This is a genomic window from Prosthecobacter sp. (assembly GCF_044378005.1).
Taxonomy (GTDB): Bacteria; Verrucomicrobiota; Verrucomicrobiia; order Verrucomicrobiales; family Verrucomicrobiaceae; genus Prosthecobacter.
The window spans coordinates 103082-117625 of record NZ_JBILYB010000001.1 but is presented as its reverse complement, the minus strand read 5'-3'; the positions used below and the strand labels follow the sequence as shown (position 1 = coordinate 117625).

8 protein-coding genes are annotated in these 14544 nt (G+C 60.8%); 5 read left to right on the top strand and 3 right to left on the bottom strand.

Annotation, left to right across the window (positions count from 1 at the left end):
* Positions 1-130 precede the first annotated feature (130 nt).
* A complete protein-coding gene (locus tag AC6FTP_RS00480) occupies positions 131-2392 on the top strand; it encodes a DUF1549 domain-containing protein (protein WP_497204929.1) in 2262 nt (753 codons plus the stop codon).
* A gap of 50 nt (positions 2393-2442) precedes the next feature.
* On the opposite strand, the gene AC6FTP_RS00475 is transcribed toward AC6FTP_RS00480, so the two are convergent.
* A complete protein-coding gene (locus AC6FTP_RS00475) occupies positions 2443-5124 on the bottom strand; it encodes an ATP-dependent DNA ligase (RefSeq protein WP_497204928.1) in 2682 nt (893 codons plus the stop codon).
* Positions 5125-5143: 19 nt separating this feature from the next.
* Here AC6FTP_RS00475 and AC6FTP_RS00470 point away from each other — a divergent pair, with 19 nt between their 5' ends.
* The 3 genes from AC6FTP_RS00470 (at position 5144) to AC6FTP_RS00460 (ending at position 7210) form a co-directional block, all read left to right on the top strand.
* The gene (locus AC6FTP_RS00470) at positions 5144-5632 is read left to right on the top strand and encodes a hypothetical protein (RefSeq protein WP_497204927.1); all 489 of its coding nucleotides are present in this window, start codon (positions 5144-5146) and stop codon (positions 5630-5632) included.
* An 11-nt stretch (positions 5633-5643) separates the two neighbouring features.
* Positions 5644-6240 carry an RdgB/HAM1 family non-canonical purine NTP pyrophosphatase gene (gene rdgB, locus AC6FTP_RS00465; RefSeq protein ID WP_497204926.1) on the top strand — a complete coding sequence of 199 codons (597 nt, stop codon included), beginning with the start codon at positions 5644-5646 and terminating at the stop codon, positions 6238-6240.
* Between the two features lie 136 nt (positions 6241-6376).
* Complete coding sequence (locus AC6FTP_RS00460) at positions 6377-7210, top strand: phosphodiester glycosidase family protein (RefSeq protein WP_497204925.1); 834 nt, start codon at positions 6377-6379, stop codon at positions 7208-7210.
* 60 nt (positions 7211-7270) lie between these two features.
* On the opposite strand, the gene AC6FTP_RS00455 is transcribed toward AC6FTP_RS00460, so the two are convergent.
* Entirely contained in the window at positions 7271-13177 is a 5907-nt protein-coding gene (locus AC6FTP_RS00455) for an alpha-2-macroglobulin family protein (protein WP_497204924.1), read from the bottom strand.
* 328 nt (positions 13178-13505) lie between these two features.
* Between AC6FTP_RS00455 and AC6FTP_RS00450 the strand changes: the two genes are divergently transcribed.
* The gene (locus AC6FTP_RS00450) at positions 13506-14102 is read left to right on the top strand and encodes a globin domain-containing protein (RefSeq protein ID WP_497204923.1); all 597 of its coding nucleotides are present in this window, start codon (positions 13506-13508) and stop codon (positions 14100-14102) included.
* A gap of 6 nt (positions 14103-14108) precedes the next feature.
* Here AC6FTP_RS00450 and AC6FTP_RS00445 read toward each other — a convergent pair whose 3' ends face one another.
* Positions 14109-14534 carry a YraN family protein gene (locus AC6FTP_RS00445; RefSeq protein ID WP_497204922.1) on the bottom strand — a complete coding sequence of 142 codons (426 nt, stop codon included), beginning with the start codon at positions 14532-14534 and terminating at the stop codon, positions 14109-14111.
* Positions 14535-14544 lie beyond the last annotated feature (10 nt).

Genomic DNA, 14544 nt, shown 5'->3' with positions numbered 1-14544 from the left:
TAAGTGATGTTTTTGTGAGGCAAAGCCATCCCACTTCCTCCACACCATGGCAAAGCGCATAGAATGACACCCCCGTGAAAGAGTGGCACGAGGGGTGCGTTTAGGGGCGGCGAATCCCCCCATTCACCTGATGAAACTGATCCTTACCTCACTCCTGCTCGCCGTGTCTTTCACGAGCGCCAGGGCGCTTACCCTGCCTGAGATCCAGGCCAAGGCCGCCCAGATCGACAAACTCGTGTCCGCCAATCTGGAGAAGCAAAAGGTCCAGGCCACCGCGCCAGTCTCCGACGAGGTCTTCGTCCGCCGCATCTATCTCGACATCGCAGGCCGCATCCCCTCGCTGAAGGAAACGAACGAGTTCCTCGCCGACAAGGCCACCGACAAGCGCGCGAAGCTCATCGAGGAACTGCTGGCCTCCGATGGCTACACGCAGAACTATTTCAACTTCTGGGCCGACATCCTCCGCCTGCGCAGCCAGCTCGCCCAGGGGAACAGCCAGCCCGCAGGTGCTGCCTATGCCAACTGGCTCCGCGAGGCCCTGGCCTCCAACAAGCCCTACGACGCCATGGTGCGCGAGATGGTCACCGCCGATGGCAAGACCTATGAAAACGGAGCCGTGGGCTTCTACCTCCGTGACTACAACATGCCGCTGGATAACATGGCCGTGACGACGCAGATCTTCCTCGGCACCAGCATGGTCTGCGCGCAGTGCCACAACCACCCGTTCGATAAATGGACGCAGATGGACTATTACCAGATGGCCGCCCACACGAACGGCATGACCGGCACGAATGGCCTCTCGAACCCTCTGCTGGCCCAGGCTTTCTACGGCAAAAGCAGCAAGAAAAACAAAAAAGGTTCCCCAGCCATGGCTGCTAAACTGCCTGGCGGCCTGGAGCGCAAGGACGTGAGCAAAGCGATGTCCGAGATCCTCCGCCCGCTGCGCTACAACACCGTTTTGGACCAGACCGACTCGAAGAAGCTGGCTCTGCCACATGATTACCAATACACCGACGCGAAGCCCAAGCAGGTCATCGAGCCCGTGATCCCCACCGCTTTCTCCAAAGACGGCAAGATCGCCAAAGAAGGTGAGAAGCCTGTGCTGGCCTACGCCGACTGGATGACCTCGAAGGACAACCCGCGCTTCACCACGGTGATCGCGAACCGCCTTTGGAAAAAGGCCATGGGCATGGGCCTCATCGAGCCTGTGGATGAGATCACCGACTCCACCGTGCCGAGCAATCCGCAGCTCATGACCTTCCTCGAACAGACGATGAAGGACGTGAACTACGACATGAAGGCCTTCCTCAGCATGATCTTCAACAGCGCCGCCTACCAGCGCGCCGCCTACACGAAGGATGTTGAACTCGGCGAAGTCTATCACTTCCCCGGCCCCCTCCTACGCCGCATGAGCGCCGAGCAGATCTGGGACAGCATGGTCACCCTTTACAAGCCAAACCCCGACGCCCCGAGCATCGACGCCAAGATCCAGCGCGACTCCACCATCCGCGAAGTCGAGTGGCTGGACCGCTCCCTCAATGCTCTCACTCCCGATGAGCTCGCCAAAGCAGCCGCCGCCATCGCGGCCAAGCAGAAGCAGCTCGCCGCCGATGTGCGCAAAGCCCAGGAGCAGCTCACCGAAGCCACGAAGAACAAGGACGAAGACGCCATCCGTGCCGCGAAGAAGGTCGTCAGCAACCAGCGCAAGGCCATCGATGAAGCCGCCGAGGAGATCGTCTTCACCACCGGCTTCAAAAAGTTCGCCGAACTCGCGAAGGCCGGGAAGCTCGACGAGCAGGTGAAGGACGCCGAGTTTGCCAAAGAGATCGCCACCGCCATCAAAGGCAAAGAAGGCACCGATCTCGGCATCGACGAAGCACTCGCCATCTACAACCGGGGACTCCGCGCCCGCCTGACCGAGCAGCAGAAAGCCCGCCTGAAACGCGATGCCGAGCAGCTCAAGGCCGACACCAAGGAAGAACTCACCGCCCTGCGCGCCTGGGAGACCTTCCGCGACACCTTCATGATCCGCTCCGCCGATCTCCGCAGCCCCGCGCCGAACGGCCACTTCCTCCGCGAGTTCGGCCAGAGCGACCGCGAGCTCGTCGAGAACGCCAACGAAGACGCCACCGTCGGTCAGGCGCTCATGGTGCTGAATGGCAAAACTTTCAGCCAGCTCATGAACCCCTACACCATGATCTCCCGCACCCTGCGGAAGGCCGAGGACGCGGATACCGCCATCGACACCATCTACCTCGCCCTCTTCAGCCGCAAAGCCACCGCCGAGGAGAAAGCGCTGCTCGCCCCCGTCATCGGCAACAACACCGTCACCGGCAAAGGCGACGCCCTCTGGGCCGCGCTGAATACCCGCCAGTTCTACTTCATCCAGTAAACCAGCGGTCAGTCACCTCTCGAAGCGGAAGGCGTGAGCCTTCCGCTTTTTTATGCCCCCGCCAGCTTCCGCGCATACGCCAGCGTGTCGATCTCATCGGGTGACTTGTCCCGCCGCACCGCCTTGATGCGCGGGAAGCGTAGCGAAAGACCGCTGTCATGGCGCGTGCTGGCCTGGATGGAATCAAAGGCGATCTCCAGCACCGTGTCCGGCACCACGGAACGCACGCGGCCTTTCTGCTCCAGCGTGTTCGCGGTGAAATGCTCCGTCAGTTCCTCGATCTCCGCATCCGTCAGGCCGCTGTAGGCTTTGCCGATCACACGCAGCGCCCCGGTTTCGTCTCGGACGGCAAAGGTGTAGTCGCTCAGCACATGCGCTCGTTTACCGTGACCTTGCTCAGCCTTCACCACGACCACATCCAGCGTGGCGAAGGCCTTCTTCAGCTTCAGCCAGGACTTGCCTCGTCGGCCCGGCGTGTAGGCACTGGACGCATCTTTGATGATCAGCCCTTCATTGCCACGACGACGAGCCGCCATGAAGAGCGCCTCGATCTCCTCCGCTGTCGCCGCCTTTTCCACCGTGATCAGGGCCATGCCCTCCGGCATCGGCAAAGTCTCCAAAGCCTGTCTCCGCTCGCTCAGAGTCCGCTCCAGCAGCGACTCCTCGTTCATCCACAGCAGATCAAAGACGACGTAGCGCACCGAGATGTCGCTCGGCATGAAAAGGTCCGCCTGATCACGCCGCCCGAGCCGCTTTTGGAGGTCAAAGAAGGTCAGCTTTTTGCCTTCCGCATACGCGATGATCTCGCCATCCAGGATCACATCGGCATTCAGCGCACTCACCGCCCGCAGGACCTCCGGGAACTGGGCACCGATGGGCTTCAGATCCCGCGTGTAGATCTCCGCGCGGCCACCCACACGATGCACCTGCGCACGGATGCCATCGTATTTGTCCTCCACCCAGACCGACTCTGCCGCCATGCGCTCCCAGATGTCCACCGCTGTCTCCTCGGGTGACGCCAGCATCACCTTGATCGGCACAAAGGCTCGCGGCTTCGCCTCCTCCAGCCGACCCGACTTCGCCAGCAAGGCCGCACGCCCGATGTCCCCGCAGAGCATCGCCGCCTCACGCACGGCGTCCGCCTTTTGCTCAAAGGCCGCCGCCACCGCTTCCTCGATCAAACCCTCCTTCGATCCCATGCGCAGCTCACTCGTCATCAGTCGCACCAGCCAGGAGCCATCTTGGGCGGAGAGCCGCAGAAAGCAGGCTTTGAGCAAATTCACCCGCACCACCTGGCTGCCTGCATTTCTCAGTTGGTCAAAAAGCAGCGCCACCTCCGCCAACGGCATCTCGACAGGACTCAGCGCCGCTCTTTGCAGCACGAGAAAGGCTGTGCGCCCGGCATCAGCCTGACTGCGCGAGATCGCACGATACTCCACATCACTCACGCCACTGACCTCCTGCAAAGCCCGCCGGATCAGCGCCCAGCCTGTGTTCAGCGGAGCTTCCCCCGCTGCGGGATCACTCGTCATGCCCGAGCAATACCTCACGGACCGAACCAAATCTGTCTCCTCCAACTCCCGAAGATACTCCGACAGCCGCTCCACCTTCTTCAGCCTCGACGACTCCTCCGCCGTCCCCGCACAAACCGATGCCCAACGCGCAAAACCATTCTTGGAAAGCTCCACAGACACCGCAGAACCTTCGTTATTCGTCATTCGAACTTCGTCATTCCTGGCAAAGCCCATCTCCATCTGGTCCGCCTTCTCCAGCGTCCATGCTTCGACTCCACGCGCCCGCAGATCCGCCGCGAACTCCTGCGTGTAGCCATGCACCAGATACACCCGGCGCGGCTTCACCGTCTCCACGGTCTCGATGAGTTCGGGGTAGTCCGCGTGATCACTCAGCGGGAAGATTTCATCCACCTGATAGCGATACCTCGCTCCTGGTTGCAGCGCCCAGCCTGTCATCATCGCCGTGCGGCAAACTTTGAGCTTCTTCAGCGCCAGCGACTTGCCATTGCTCGGCGGGAAAAGCAGCACATGCCCGCGTGCCTCCGCTGCATCGAAGAGCCGATACTCCGGCAACTTCCCGAGGATCGGCTTCACCGCCTCCGTCATCTCCCAGACCGACTTGTGGAGCATCACGGGGAACCCCGCCTCCGCCAGCGCACAGAGGATCTCCTGCGCCTTCCCCAGCGAGTAGCCGAGCATCACCGGGATGCCGCCATCCTCCAGTGTCTCACGCACAAACTTCAGCATCTGAGAGATCACCTCACTCATCGGCGGAAAGCGAAAGTGCGGCAGACCAAAGGTGGTCTCCATGATAAGTGTGTCGGCTGGCAGCAGCTCGCAACGCTCCGAGCTCAGCCCTTGGCGCAGTTTGTAGTCGCCCGTGTAGAGCAGCGTCGCGCCATCGCTCTTTCGCGTCAGATGCAGCATCGCCGAGCCGAGAATGTGCCCAGCGGGAAACAGCCGCTGCTCCCAGCCTTCCCATTCATGCACTTCGCGCATCGGCAACGCATGGAAGGCACCGTCCTTCTTCAGCCCATAGCGCTCACGCATCAGATGCAGCGTCAGCTCCGAGCAGAACGTCGTCTGATGCCGTGCCACATGATCCGCATGAGCATGGGAAATAAACGCCCGCTCCACCCCGAAGTGCGGGTCCAGCCACAGATCCGCCTCAGGCAGATAAATCCCGTGGCGATGAGTGACAGTGAGGAGCGGTGGCATGAGCGGTTCAAGACTACGAATGGAAAGCTGGATCGAACAGCACGTCTCGAACAATCCCCTTTCTTTTCCGCCTCAGGTTCCCCAAAGTGCCGACGCTATGCTCAAGTCCATTTTTGCCTCCCCATCGAAGCCGAAGCACTCGGATGAACCCATGGAAGACTGGTATTTGGAAGGCCTCTTGGTCTTGGAGAACTCCAAACGCGTGGCTGACCTCAAGAAGCGGATGACCCAAAGAGCGACCCAGCAGTGGGGGTTTTATTTTGAGCTGCTGATGATCGCGGTTTTATTCGGGCTTGGCCTTTGGCGCACACGACTGGAGGCTGAATCCGTCTGGTCGTTCATGATTTACGGACTGGTCCTGTGCTCATTCATCACTCGCATCATTGAACGCATCGAAAATGCTTCCATCGCCCGGCTCGATGCCGCCATGGAGCTCACCCAATCATTGACCAAAGAGCGCCGCAACCATCAGGAGAATGGTTGCACTGCTGCCAGCTCTGCCTCTTAAACATCATCCCAATGCCCGACATCATCTTCGCCACCTCCAATGCCCACAAAGTCCAGGAAGTCGCCGCCATGCTTGGTGCGCCTTGGCAGGTTCAGGGATTAAAAGCCTACCCTCACGTACAGCTCCCGGAGGAGACCGGCACCACCTTCGAGGCGAATGCCGTCCTCAAAGCCGAAGCCGCCAGCGCCGCTCTGCCCGGAGTGTATGTCATCGCCGATGACTCAGGGCTCGAAGTGGATGCGCTCAATGGCGAGCCCGGCGTCTATTCCGCCCGCTATGCTGGTCCTGATGCCACCGATGCCGACAATCGTGTCCGCCTGAAGGCCGAGCTCGGCAAACTCCCGCCAGCCACCTTCACGGGCCGTTTCCACTGCTGCCTCGTGCTCGCCAAAGATGGGCAGGCACTGCACGTCACCCACGGCACCGTCGAAGGCACCCTGAGACTCGAAGAGCAAGGCATCGGCGGTTTCGGCTACGACGCCCTTTTTCAGCCTGATGGTCATGCAGACACCTTCGGCGTTCTGCCCGCCGAAGTGAAAAACCAACTCAGCCACCGTGCGCGTGCATTGGCCGAGATGAAGGCATGGATGGAGGCGCATCTCGTCTGAATCACACCTCTCGCGCCAGCGTCCTGGAGTGCGCCGGGCCTCCGGCGCTTTCGCGTGTGTCTCTCGACCTCCGAAAAGCTCCAGAGGGCTGGAGCAATCCAGAACGCTTCCGCGCTTTTCAAATCCACTGAACCTTATGCGCCCGCTCCTGCTCTTTTGCCTGTTCCTGGCTTCCTGCGCTCAGACGCCCCTGCCACTCGATCCCGAGCCCGCGCAGCCTGCACCGGACCCCTATCAGCCAACACCGGAGCCCACGACCTCTTGGCGCACGCTGAGTGAAGAGTTCATCCCTCTGCCACATCATGCGTCCTGCCTGCGACTGAGCGTGCGTGGCAGTGAGGGCGAAGTCGCGCTCTCCGTCGTCCGCTTTGACAGCAGCTCCTGCACCCTCCGCGTGATCGATCAGCCGCAGTCCTGGTCCTTCAGCGACCTCTTGGGCGACTCCATGCGCTCCGTGAAAGCCATCGCTGGTGTGAATGGCGGTTACTTTCATCCCGACTTCACCCCGCTCGGCCTCATGATCGCCGATGGCAAACGCCAGGGGCAGTTCACCCGCTCCGGCCTCGTCTCCGGCATGATCCGCGTGCGTGGTGGTGAGCCTGCTTTGATCTGGAACAGCGAGTCTCCTGATACCGCGAATGCCAGCGATCTCCTCCAAGCCGGGCCGCGTCTCGTGGATGCAGGCCAGCCTGTCTCTGGCCTGAATCGCACGAAGCTCGCCGCCCGTACCTTTATCGCCACCGATGGCAGCTCAGGCTGGCTCATCGGCACCGCTCACAGCACCACGCTGCACGGACTCGCCGACCTGCTGACCTCCCCCGGCCTCATCTCTGGCCTGCGCATCCAGCGTGCTCTGAATCTCGATGGAGGCCGCTCCACCGCCTTTTATGCCCGAACCAACGATGGCCGGGAGATCAGCGAGCCAGGCTGGAGCACCGTGCGCAATTACCTGGCTGTCATGCCGAGGTGAGATCAAGTGTTGCCGATGGTGATGGCAATGATGATCTCAGACGGCATCATGAATCAGCGATCACTTCCCAGCCACCTGCCCGCCGCCGCTTGGCAGGGTGCGGAGGTGTTGAGTCGGGCTGAGGCCGTATTTTTCGGGCTGATACATGGCTTCGATCTTCGCGGGCGGGGCGATGGTGTCGCCTTCGGCGATGACTCTCGCGAGATAGCGCAGCTGGAATTTGCCTTTCTGCGGGGCGTAGTCGGTGAAGAAGAGGGCGCGGTCGGCGCGGATTTCGCGGTGGTCGCAGAACCAAGCTTCGATGCCTTCGGGGAGCTGGTCGGCACCTCGGGCGTTTTGGGTTTCGAACTCGGGATTGATGGCTTCCAGCACGCTGGGGAGGGGATCGTTGATGGCGAGGTAGCGGTCGCCGCCGCCGATCTCGATGTTGAGCGAGATGACGACCATGTCGCCGACGCGGAGGTCGTCGGCAGCAGCGGTGGAGCCATCGGGAAGGAGCTTTTCATAGGCTCGCTCGATGGCGTAGCCTTTGTTCTCGCCTTTGAAGTCACGATCCTGCGCGAAGCTGCGGGCATCGACACGGGAGAAGATCTCGCGGTCGGCGGGCAGCTCGACTTTCATCGGCGTGGCGGTGAGCTTCGCATCGATGGGGAAGCTGACTTTGGCACTGCCGGGATGGGCGGGGATGCTGAGTTCGGGTTGCTGAGAATCCCAAAGCACCTTGGCTAGCACGGGCTCGGAGGTCTTCTTCAGGCTGCGCTCGTAGGCGGCGAGGCCGGTGAGGGTCCAGGCATTGGTAAAGGTGTTTCCCCACTCACCGCGACCGTTGCGGGATTGCAGGATGGATTGCGCGAGCGCTTCGGCATCACTGGTCAGGCCGAGATGCGTGTAGGCGAGCAGGCGGAGGGCTTTGTTTGCGCCATTGCCAGCCCAATGACCCCAGACGGGAGCGGGCGGTGTGGCTTTGGCGACGGACTTGGTCGTACTCTTCTTCGACTTGGCTTTGCTGGCGACTTTCCTCGGTGGCTCGGGTGGTGCAGGTGGCTTCCAGCCGAGCATTTCTTTAATCTGCGCATCAGGTGTGTTGCTGAGACACATGGCGAGTGAGGTGTAAAGGCGGGCAGCTTCGGGCAGGCGGTCGCGCTTGGCATGAAGCAGGTTTTGGTAGGCTGGTTCGGGCTTCTTGGCCTTCGCGAGTGTGTAGAGGGCAAAGGCGCAGTCGGTGATGACATAGAGATCTTTTTCCTCTTCGAGGCCGCGCAGACGCTTCGAGAGGTAGGCGGTGATTTTGTCGATGACCTCGGGCGGCACGTTGGCTCCGGCATCGCGGGCACGCATGAGCATGAAGCCACCGTAAGCGCTGCCCCAGAGGCTGGGCTCCTGACCGCCGGGCCAGTAGGCGAGGCCGCCTTCTTCGGTGGTCATGGTGAGGAGTCGGTTCACGCCTTTTTGCACGGCTTCCTTCGTTTTTTCCACGCTGAGGAGATCGGGGAAGAGGGGCTGATAACCGCCAAGAACGAGCCAGGGGATGGTGGCCGAGGTGCTCTGCTCCGCGCAGCCGTAGGGATACTGCAAGATGTACTCCAGAGCATCGCGCGCCTCGAACAAGCGGGTGGTGCTGAGGCTGACGGAGATGGTGCCTTCGCCTTCGAGCACGACGGGGTTTACCTTGGCGAGGAGATTGTCCACGGGCTCTTTGCCGAGACGTGAGTAGCGGACTTCGCGCAGCTCGGGTACGGGATGCGTGACCTCCAGCAGGGACTCGGTGCCGTCATTCAAAGCAGGGCCGCTCCAGCCTTCGACTGTGCGTGCGGACCACTTCCACTTTGCGGTGCCGAGTTTGGCGAACTGCACGGGGAAACTGACTGCGGCGGTTTCATTGGCCTTGAGGGTGACTTTTTGTTTCCAGACTTTCGGATCTGCGGGAGCCTTGATGGCAGCAGGAATGAAGAAGCGCTCTTCGCGGATGAAGTCGGCGGTGGCATCGAGTTCGAGCATGACTTCGACCTCGCCCGTGGCGGGCGTGGTGTTGTGCAGCACGGCTTTCAGCAGAGTCTCATCGCCGAGGCGGGCGAAGCGTGGCACCACGGGATCGACCATGAGGGGCTTGTTGATTTTGAAAGCGGACTCGCCGCTGCCAAAGAGATCTGCACCGCCGACGGCGACGGCCATGAGGCGGTAGCGGGTGAGATTATCAGGCGCGGTGATGTCGGCAGTGACCTGGCCGCTGGCATCGGTCATGGCGGTGGCGAGCCAGAGCGGCGTGGCGATGAAGTTCTTTCGCAGGGTGATGGGGGATTCATTTTCCTCACCACCGCCGCCGATAACGAAGCCTTTGTTCCCACGCTCACGAGCGGCGAACTCCTCGGGCAGGATGTCATCGAACGAGCTGTAGTTATGGATCGCCAGCGGCATGGGCGCGTGGAAGAACTCGCTCGGGTTCGGCGTCGTGTGGCCCATGAGGCTGAGCACGCCTTCATCTACGGCGTAAAGCGTGATCTCGCTATTGGCGACGGGCTTGCCCAGGTAGTCGGTGATGGTGGCGGCAATGGCAAAGTTCTCGCCGGGCTTCACTTCGGGCTTCGAGGGATTGATGACGACCTTCAGCTCCTTGACCTTGGATTCCACCGTCAGCTCGCAGTAGCCCAGTTTGTATTCGGGCATCTTGTGCTTTTTCGGGCTGGCATCGCTGCCGCGCACGAGGATGACGGAAACAAAGATGTTCGGGGCCTCAGCATCCTGCACGGGCACTTTAATGACAGGATTCTCAGGCGAGAGCTGGGTGATGAATTGCCGATGCACTTGGTTACGCTCGACGGTGACGAGCGCGGTGCCTGCGATGGGTGTCTTCACGACGATGACCGCTTCTTCACCGGGCTTGAGGGTCTTCTTCTCCGGCTGGAGCAGGATGCGCGCGCCGTCTTCCATGGCCCAGGGGAATTCATCGCCGCCGATGACGTAGAGAGGCATCCTCGAGAGGACCTTCTTACCTTTCGCATCCGTGGCTTCCGCCGTGACGAAGTAGGTGCCGCCGCGTGCGGGTTTGAAGGGAATGGTCACGCTCGGTGCGCTCCCAGCGGTTTGCGGCTTGAGATCAAAACTCTGCTTCAATTCCTCACGCAGGATGACTTGATCCTTCGTGGTGCTACCGCCACCGGCTGTGGCGATCTTGAGTGTGTGGTATTCCTGGCGCTCGATCTTCACATCGATCTTCACCACTCCAACAGCAGGCGCGCCTTTGCTATCAATGGCGACGACTTCCACCGGTGTATCCTGACCGGCGCGACCAAAGAACTGCGGTCCTTTGACGCCGAGGATGAACTCCGCGCCCGGCACCTCGAACTCTGTCGAGGCGCTGATGGTTTGCTGGTTGATGTCCGTGACCTCGGCACTCACGCGCACTTGCTGTGGCAAGGCGGCGCGGTCTGGCGGCGGCATCGGCATTTCGAGAACGGCGCTGCCATCGTCGTCGATGCTGAGATCGCCATTCACCCACCACTCGCCTTCGGGATCGTCATCGCTGTCGTCGTAGTAGCCATCGGCATCGCGATCTTTGCCATAATGCGTCCAGCGTGGCGCATCGCCGAAATGGAACTCACTGAAGGCAGCGGGTGCTTCATAAGTCCGCATGGAGGACGCACTCCAACTGACCTTCGCGCGGCTGAGGGCCTTGCCCATGAAGTAGTTCGCGCTCATCGGCAGCTTGAGTCGGTCGGCAAGGACTTCGACCTTCTTGCCATCGAGCTTCACTTCAAAAGTGTTCGGCTTGTAGTCGTCGATGCGGAAGCTGTGATTGCCAGCATCGGGGGAGTCTTCGTCGCTGCCTTCTTTGTTAAAGCTGACGGTGAGGTGATACCAGCCGAGTGGTGTCTCGGGCAGCTTCATGTCGTCCGACCAGGAACCATTCGCGGAGAAGGTGATCTCTTTATCCAAGATGGTGCGGTAGCGCGGGTCGCGGATGCTGACGCGGCCCTTCACGGGTGCGGAGTCGAGGGTGAGAGCGTCGCCACTGCGGAGGCGCGTGTGGGCTTTCAGATGGATCGTATCGCCTGGGCGATAGAGCGGGCGATCACTGAAGACAAAGGTCTGGCGCGCGGGCTTCCACACATCTTCCCAGGCCGTGGGGATGTCGTAGGGGATGACGCCGTTGATGCCGGCTTCGTTTGTCTGGATGGCGGTGCAGTCGCCCGCGATCTCGGCCAGCACGAGTGCTGGATCACTGCCCTTCAGCGTGGCGATGCCGTTCGCGTCGGTGTCGGCATAGCCGAGGAGTTTTTGACCTTGATCGACCATCGTGAGGCGCACTCCAGGGACGGGTTTGCCAGTCGTCAGCGAGGTGGCAAAGATCATCGTCTCGCGGCCATTGCTCTTTTGCATCAAGCCAAGATCGGTGAACTGCACGAGCGACTGAGTGATCACGCCCTGCTGCATGATGCCCTCGGCAGCACGACCTTCGATTTCGACAAACAACGGCGCGGCAGGTGCACCAGCGAGGATCTCTTTCCAGTTCAGTTTGATCAGCTCGCTCTTATCCAGCGCTTTGTTGATCTGGAAGGTGCAGTCAAAAATTTGCGTGCCTGCATACTCGTCGATGCTGAGAGGCTTGTAGCCCTTCTTCTTGTCGTCCTCTTGGTAGAATTTGCTGCGATACTCGCTGTATTTGTCCAGGGCTTGGAGCAACTCGGGCCCGGTGAGTTTCTTCACGCGGACACGCAGTTCGCGGACGTTGGCAGCGGTGACTTCATACTCGCCGAACCCCTTCGCCAACTGCGCCCGCACAAAGGAAGGCGCGGCAACGTAGGGTGGATTCGGGATGAAGGTGACTTCACGCTCGCCGGGCTTTTCCAGTGCGAGTGCATCGCCCGAAGTGATGCGCGGATCGACGACGATGCGGTAGGGCTTGCTCAGATCAAAAGCACCTTCGAGGCGCAAGGTGCGCCGCGTGAGTGTGGCCTTCACCGCGACGTTTGGCTCGATGGTGATGAGCGGCGCGATCTTATCCGCGATGGCCTTCAGCTCCTCATCTTTCCATTCTTCATCGCGATTCGGGTAGAGCGACTTGTTGAAGTCGATGTCGATGAAGTAGCTCTGATCAAAAGGCGTGTGCGCGCTGATGTTGGAGACATTGAAAGGCCGCACTTCACCGAGCGCGATGTCATCGCCCTGCGCGAGCGTGTCGTGACCGGAGGCATTCGTGAGCGTCGTGGCGATGCTGAGCTTCCAATTCGTGGCGACCGGCAATGGCTGTTCGGGCTCGACGACGAGGGCGCTCATGCGCGTGGCTTCCTGCGTGAGTGTCGGCTTCACCTTCGCGATCTCTTCCGCCCAGGTGGGCTGCGGGGATGGGTTGCGCCCGAAGTCCTTGCCCGTGGCGAGACGGACCTTCGCAGGCACTTTGAGCGGCGGTTTTTCCGAAGTGAAGACGATGCTCGATGCGGCCTTCGTGGCATCGACGTTGTCATTGAACTCGAAGACGAATTTCGGCGTGCGATCCGAGTCGCTGCTGTCGAACCACTTCGGTGATTGATCGATCACGCGGAACTGCGCGCTGTTCACGGAGGCGAGTTGATCGGTCGAGAGCGGCTTGCCAGCGAGGTCGGTCAAACCTTTGCGCAGAGCGAAGTCGTAGCTCGCGTTGAACTTCGGAGCTTCGCTGAGTTTGAACTGACCACTGCGCGTGCTGACCCACTGGAACTCGCCTTTGAGCGCGGGCGTCATGGTGAGCGGTGAATCAGGTTCCGCACTGCCGACGCGTGCCTTGTCGATCATCGGCGTCGGGAAGACGACCTCGATGGTGCTGGCTGGAGAAAGCTCCGGCGGGTTCATGGAGAACTCGGCTTCGAGGGCCGGTTCCGGCTTGGGTTGAGGCGAAGATTTCTTCGTCGGTGCCGCAGTGATGGAGACGAGCGGCAGGAGTGTCGCGAGGCAAAGGGCTGACGTGAGCCCGGAGCGTGAGAGCAGTTTCATGGGGTGCGGAGATTCGCTCCCGAGAATAGCACGCCGCTGAAAACGCGAGAGTGAAGAAAAAGAAAAAAGAACGGTTGGACGCGAGCCGCGCCTCAAGGGGGAAAGTGACTGTGTTTTCGCCGCCCCTTGAGGCGACGCCCAAAATCAAGGTGTCTGCCCAGCCATGCGCAGGTTTGGCCTGCATGACTCCGTCCCTCCTGCGCCTGTTTGTGCATGGCTTGGGAAGCCGTCCACGCTCCAGCGCAAATTCGGTGCAGCCATGCGCAAGGAACGCTGAACACTGTTTCCGTTGATTTGATGCAGCCCAACCACTGCCCCCAACCCAACCATGAAATTGATCCTCACCTCCCTCGCCACGATCACCGTCGTCATGTCGCTGCTCGTGAATGCCGCCCTCGCCGCCGATCCGGCGGCTGTGGCGACTGAAGCCGCCACGAACACGGTTTGCCCCGTCACCGGCAAGCCCGTCGATCCCGCCATCACGGCGGAGTATGAAGGAAGAAAATGGTCCTTTGCCAAGGAAGCCTGCAAAACCAAATGGCTGAAGGCCCGCGAAGACAGCCTGTATCAGAAGCTCGGCGGCAAACCCGCCATGGAAGCAGCGGTGGATGCCTTTTATGTCAAAGTGCTGGCTGATGACCGCGTGAAGCATTTCTTTGACGATGTGAGCATGGACAAGCAACGCCGGAAGCAGAAGGAATTCCTCTCCGCAGCTTTTGGTGGTCCCCTGCCCTGGACCGGCAAGGACATGCGCAAGGCACACGAAGGCATGGGCCTCACCGAAGTTCACTTCAACGCCATTGCCGAGAACCTCGTGAACACGCTGAAGGATCTCAAAATCAGCCAGGAACTGATCGATCAAGTCGTCGCCGTGGCCCTCACCACCAAGGATGACGTGCTCGGCAGACCGAAGAAGGCAGAGTAATTTGAGTCATCGTCCGGCCATCGACGAGTCGGGCAAACCAAAGGCGTTCTCGATGAGATTCACCTTCGGCTCCTCGCCGTCGATGAGCAGGACTTCGGCAATGTCGAAGCGGATGGTGATGCGCGGATTCCCGAGCAGGCGGAGCCAGTCGAGCGCGCCGCGTTGGATGAGGAGCTGTTTTTCCAGATTCACTGCATCCGCCGGACGACCAAAGGCGGCGCTGGTGCGAGTTTTGACTTCCACAAAGGTCAGCGTCCGTCCATGGCGGGCCACGATGTCCACCTCACCGCGATGGATGCCGATGTAATTTCGGAAAAGCACCCGCCTGCCATTTTGGTGGAGATACTTCGCCGCGAGATGCTCGCCGAGCTGGCCGATCTCGGGACGCGTCATCCTCACTCCGAGCAGGCGCAGTGACAGACGTCGTTTCAAGGGAATGAAG

Excerpts from the sequence above, each read along its gene's own strand:
- AC6FTP_RS00480 (WP_497204929.1), top strand. The coding sequence starts at position 131 with ATGAAACTGATCCTTACCTCACTCCTGCTCGCCGTGTCTTTCACGAGC.
- AC6FTP_RS00475 (WP_497204928.1), bottom strand. The coding sequence starts at position 5,124 with ATGCCACCGCTCCTCACTGTCACTCATCGCCACGGGATTTATCTGCCT.
- AC6FTP_RS00470 (WP_497204927.1), top strand. The coding sequence starts at position 5,144 with ATGGAAAGCTGGATCGAACAGCACGTCTCGAACAATCCCCTTTCTTTT.
- rdgB (WP_497204926.1), top strand. The coding sequence starts at position 5,644 with ATGCCCGACATCATCTTCGCCACCTCCAATGCCCACAAAGTCCAGGAA.
- AC6FTP_RS00460 (WP_497204925.1), top strand. The coding sequence starts at position 6,377 with ATGCGCCCGCTCCTGCTCTTTTGCCTGTTCCTGGCTTCCTGCGCTCAG.
- AC6FTP_RS00455 (WP_497204924.1), bottom strand. The coding sequence starts at position 13,177 with ATGAAACTGCTCTCACGCTCCGGGCTCACGTCAGCCCTTTGCCTCGCG.
- AC6FTP_RS00450 (WP_497204923.1), top strand. The coding sequence starts at position 13,506 with ATGAAATTGATCCTCACCTCCCTCGCCACGATCACCGTCGTCATGTCG.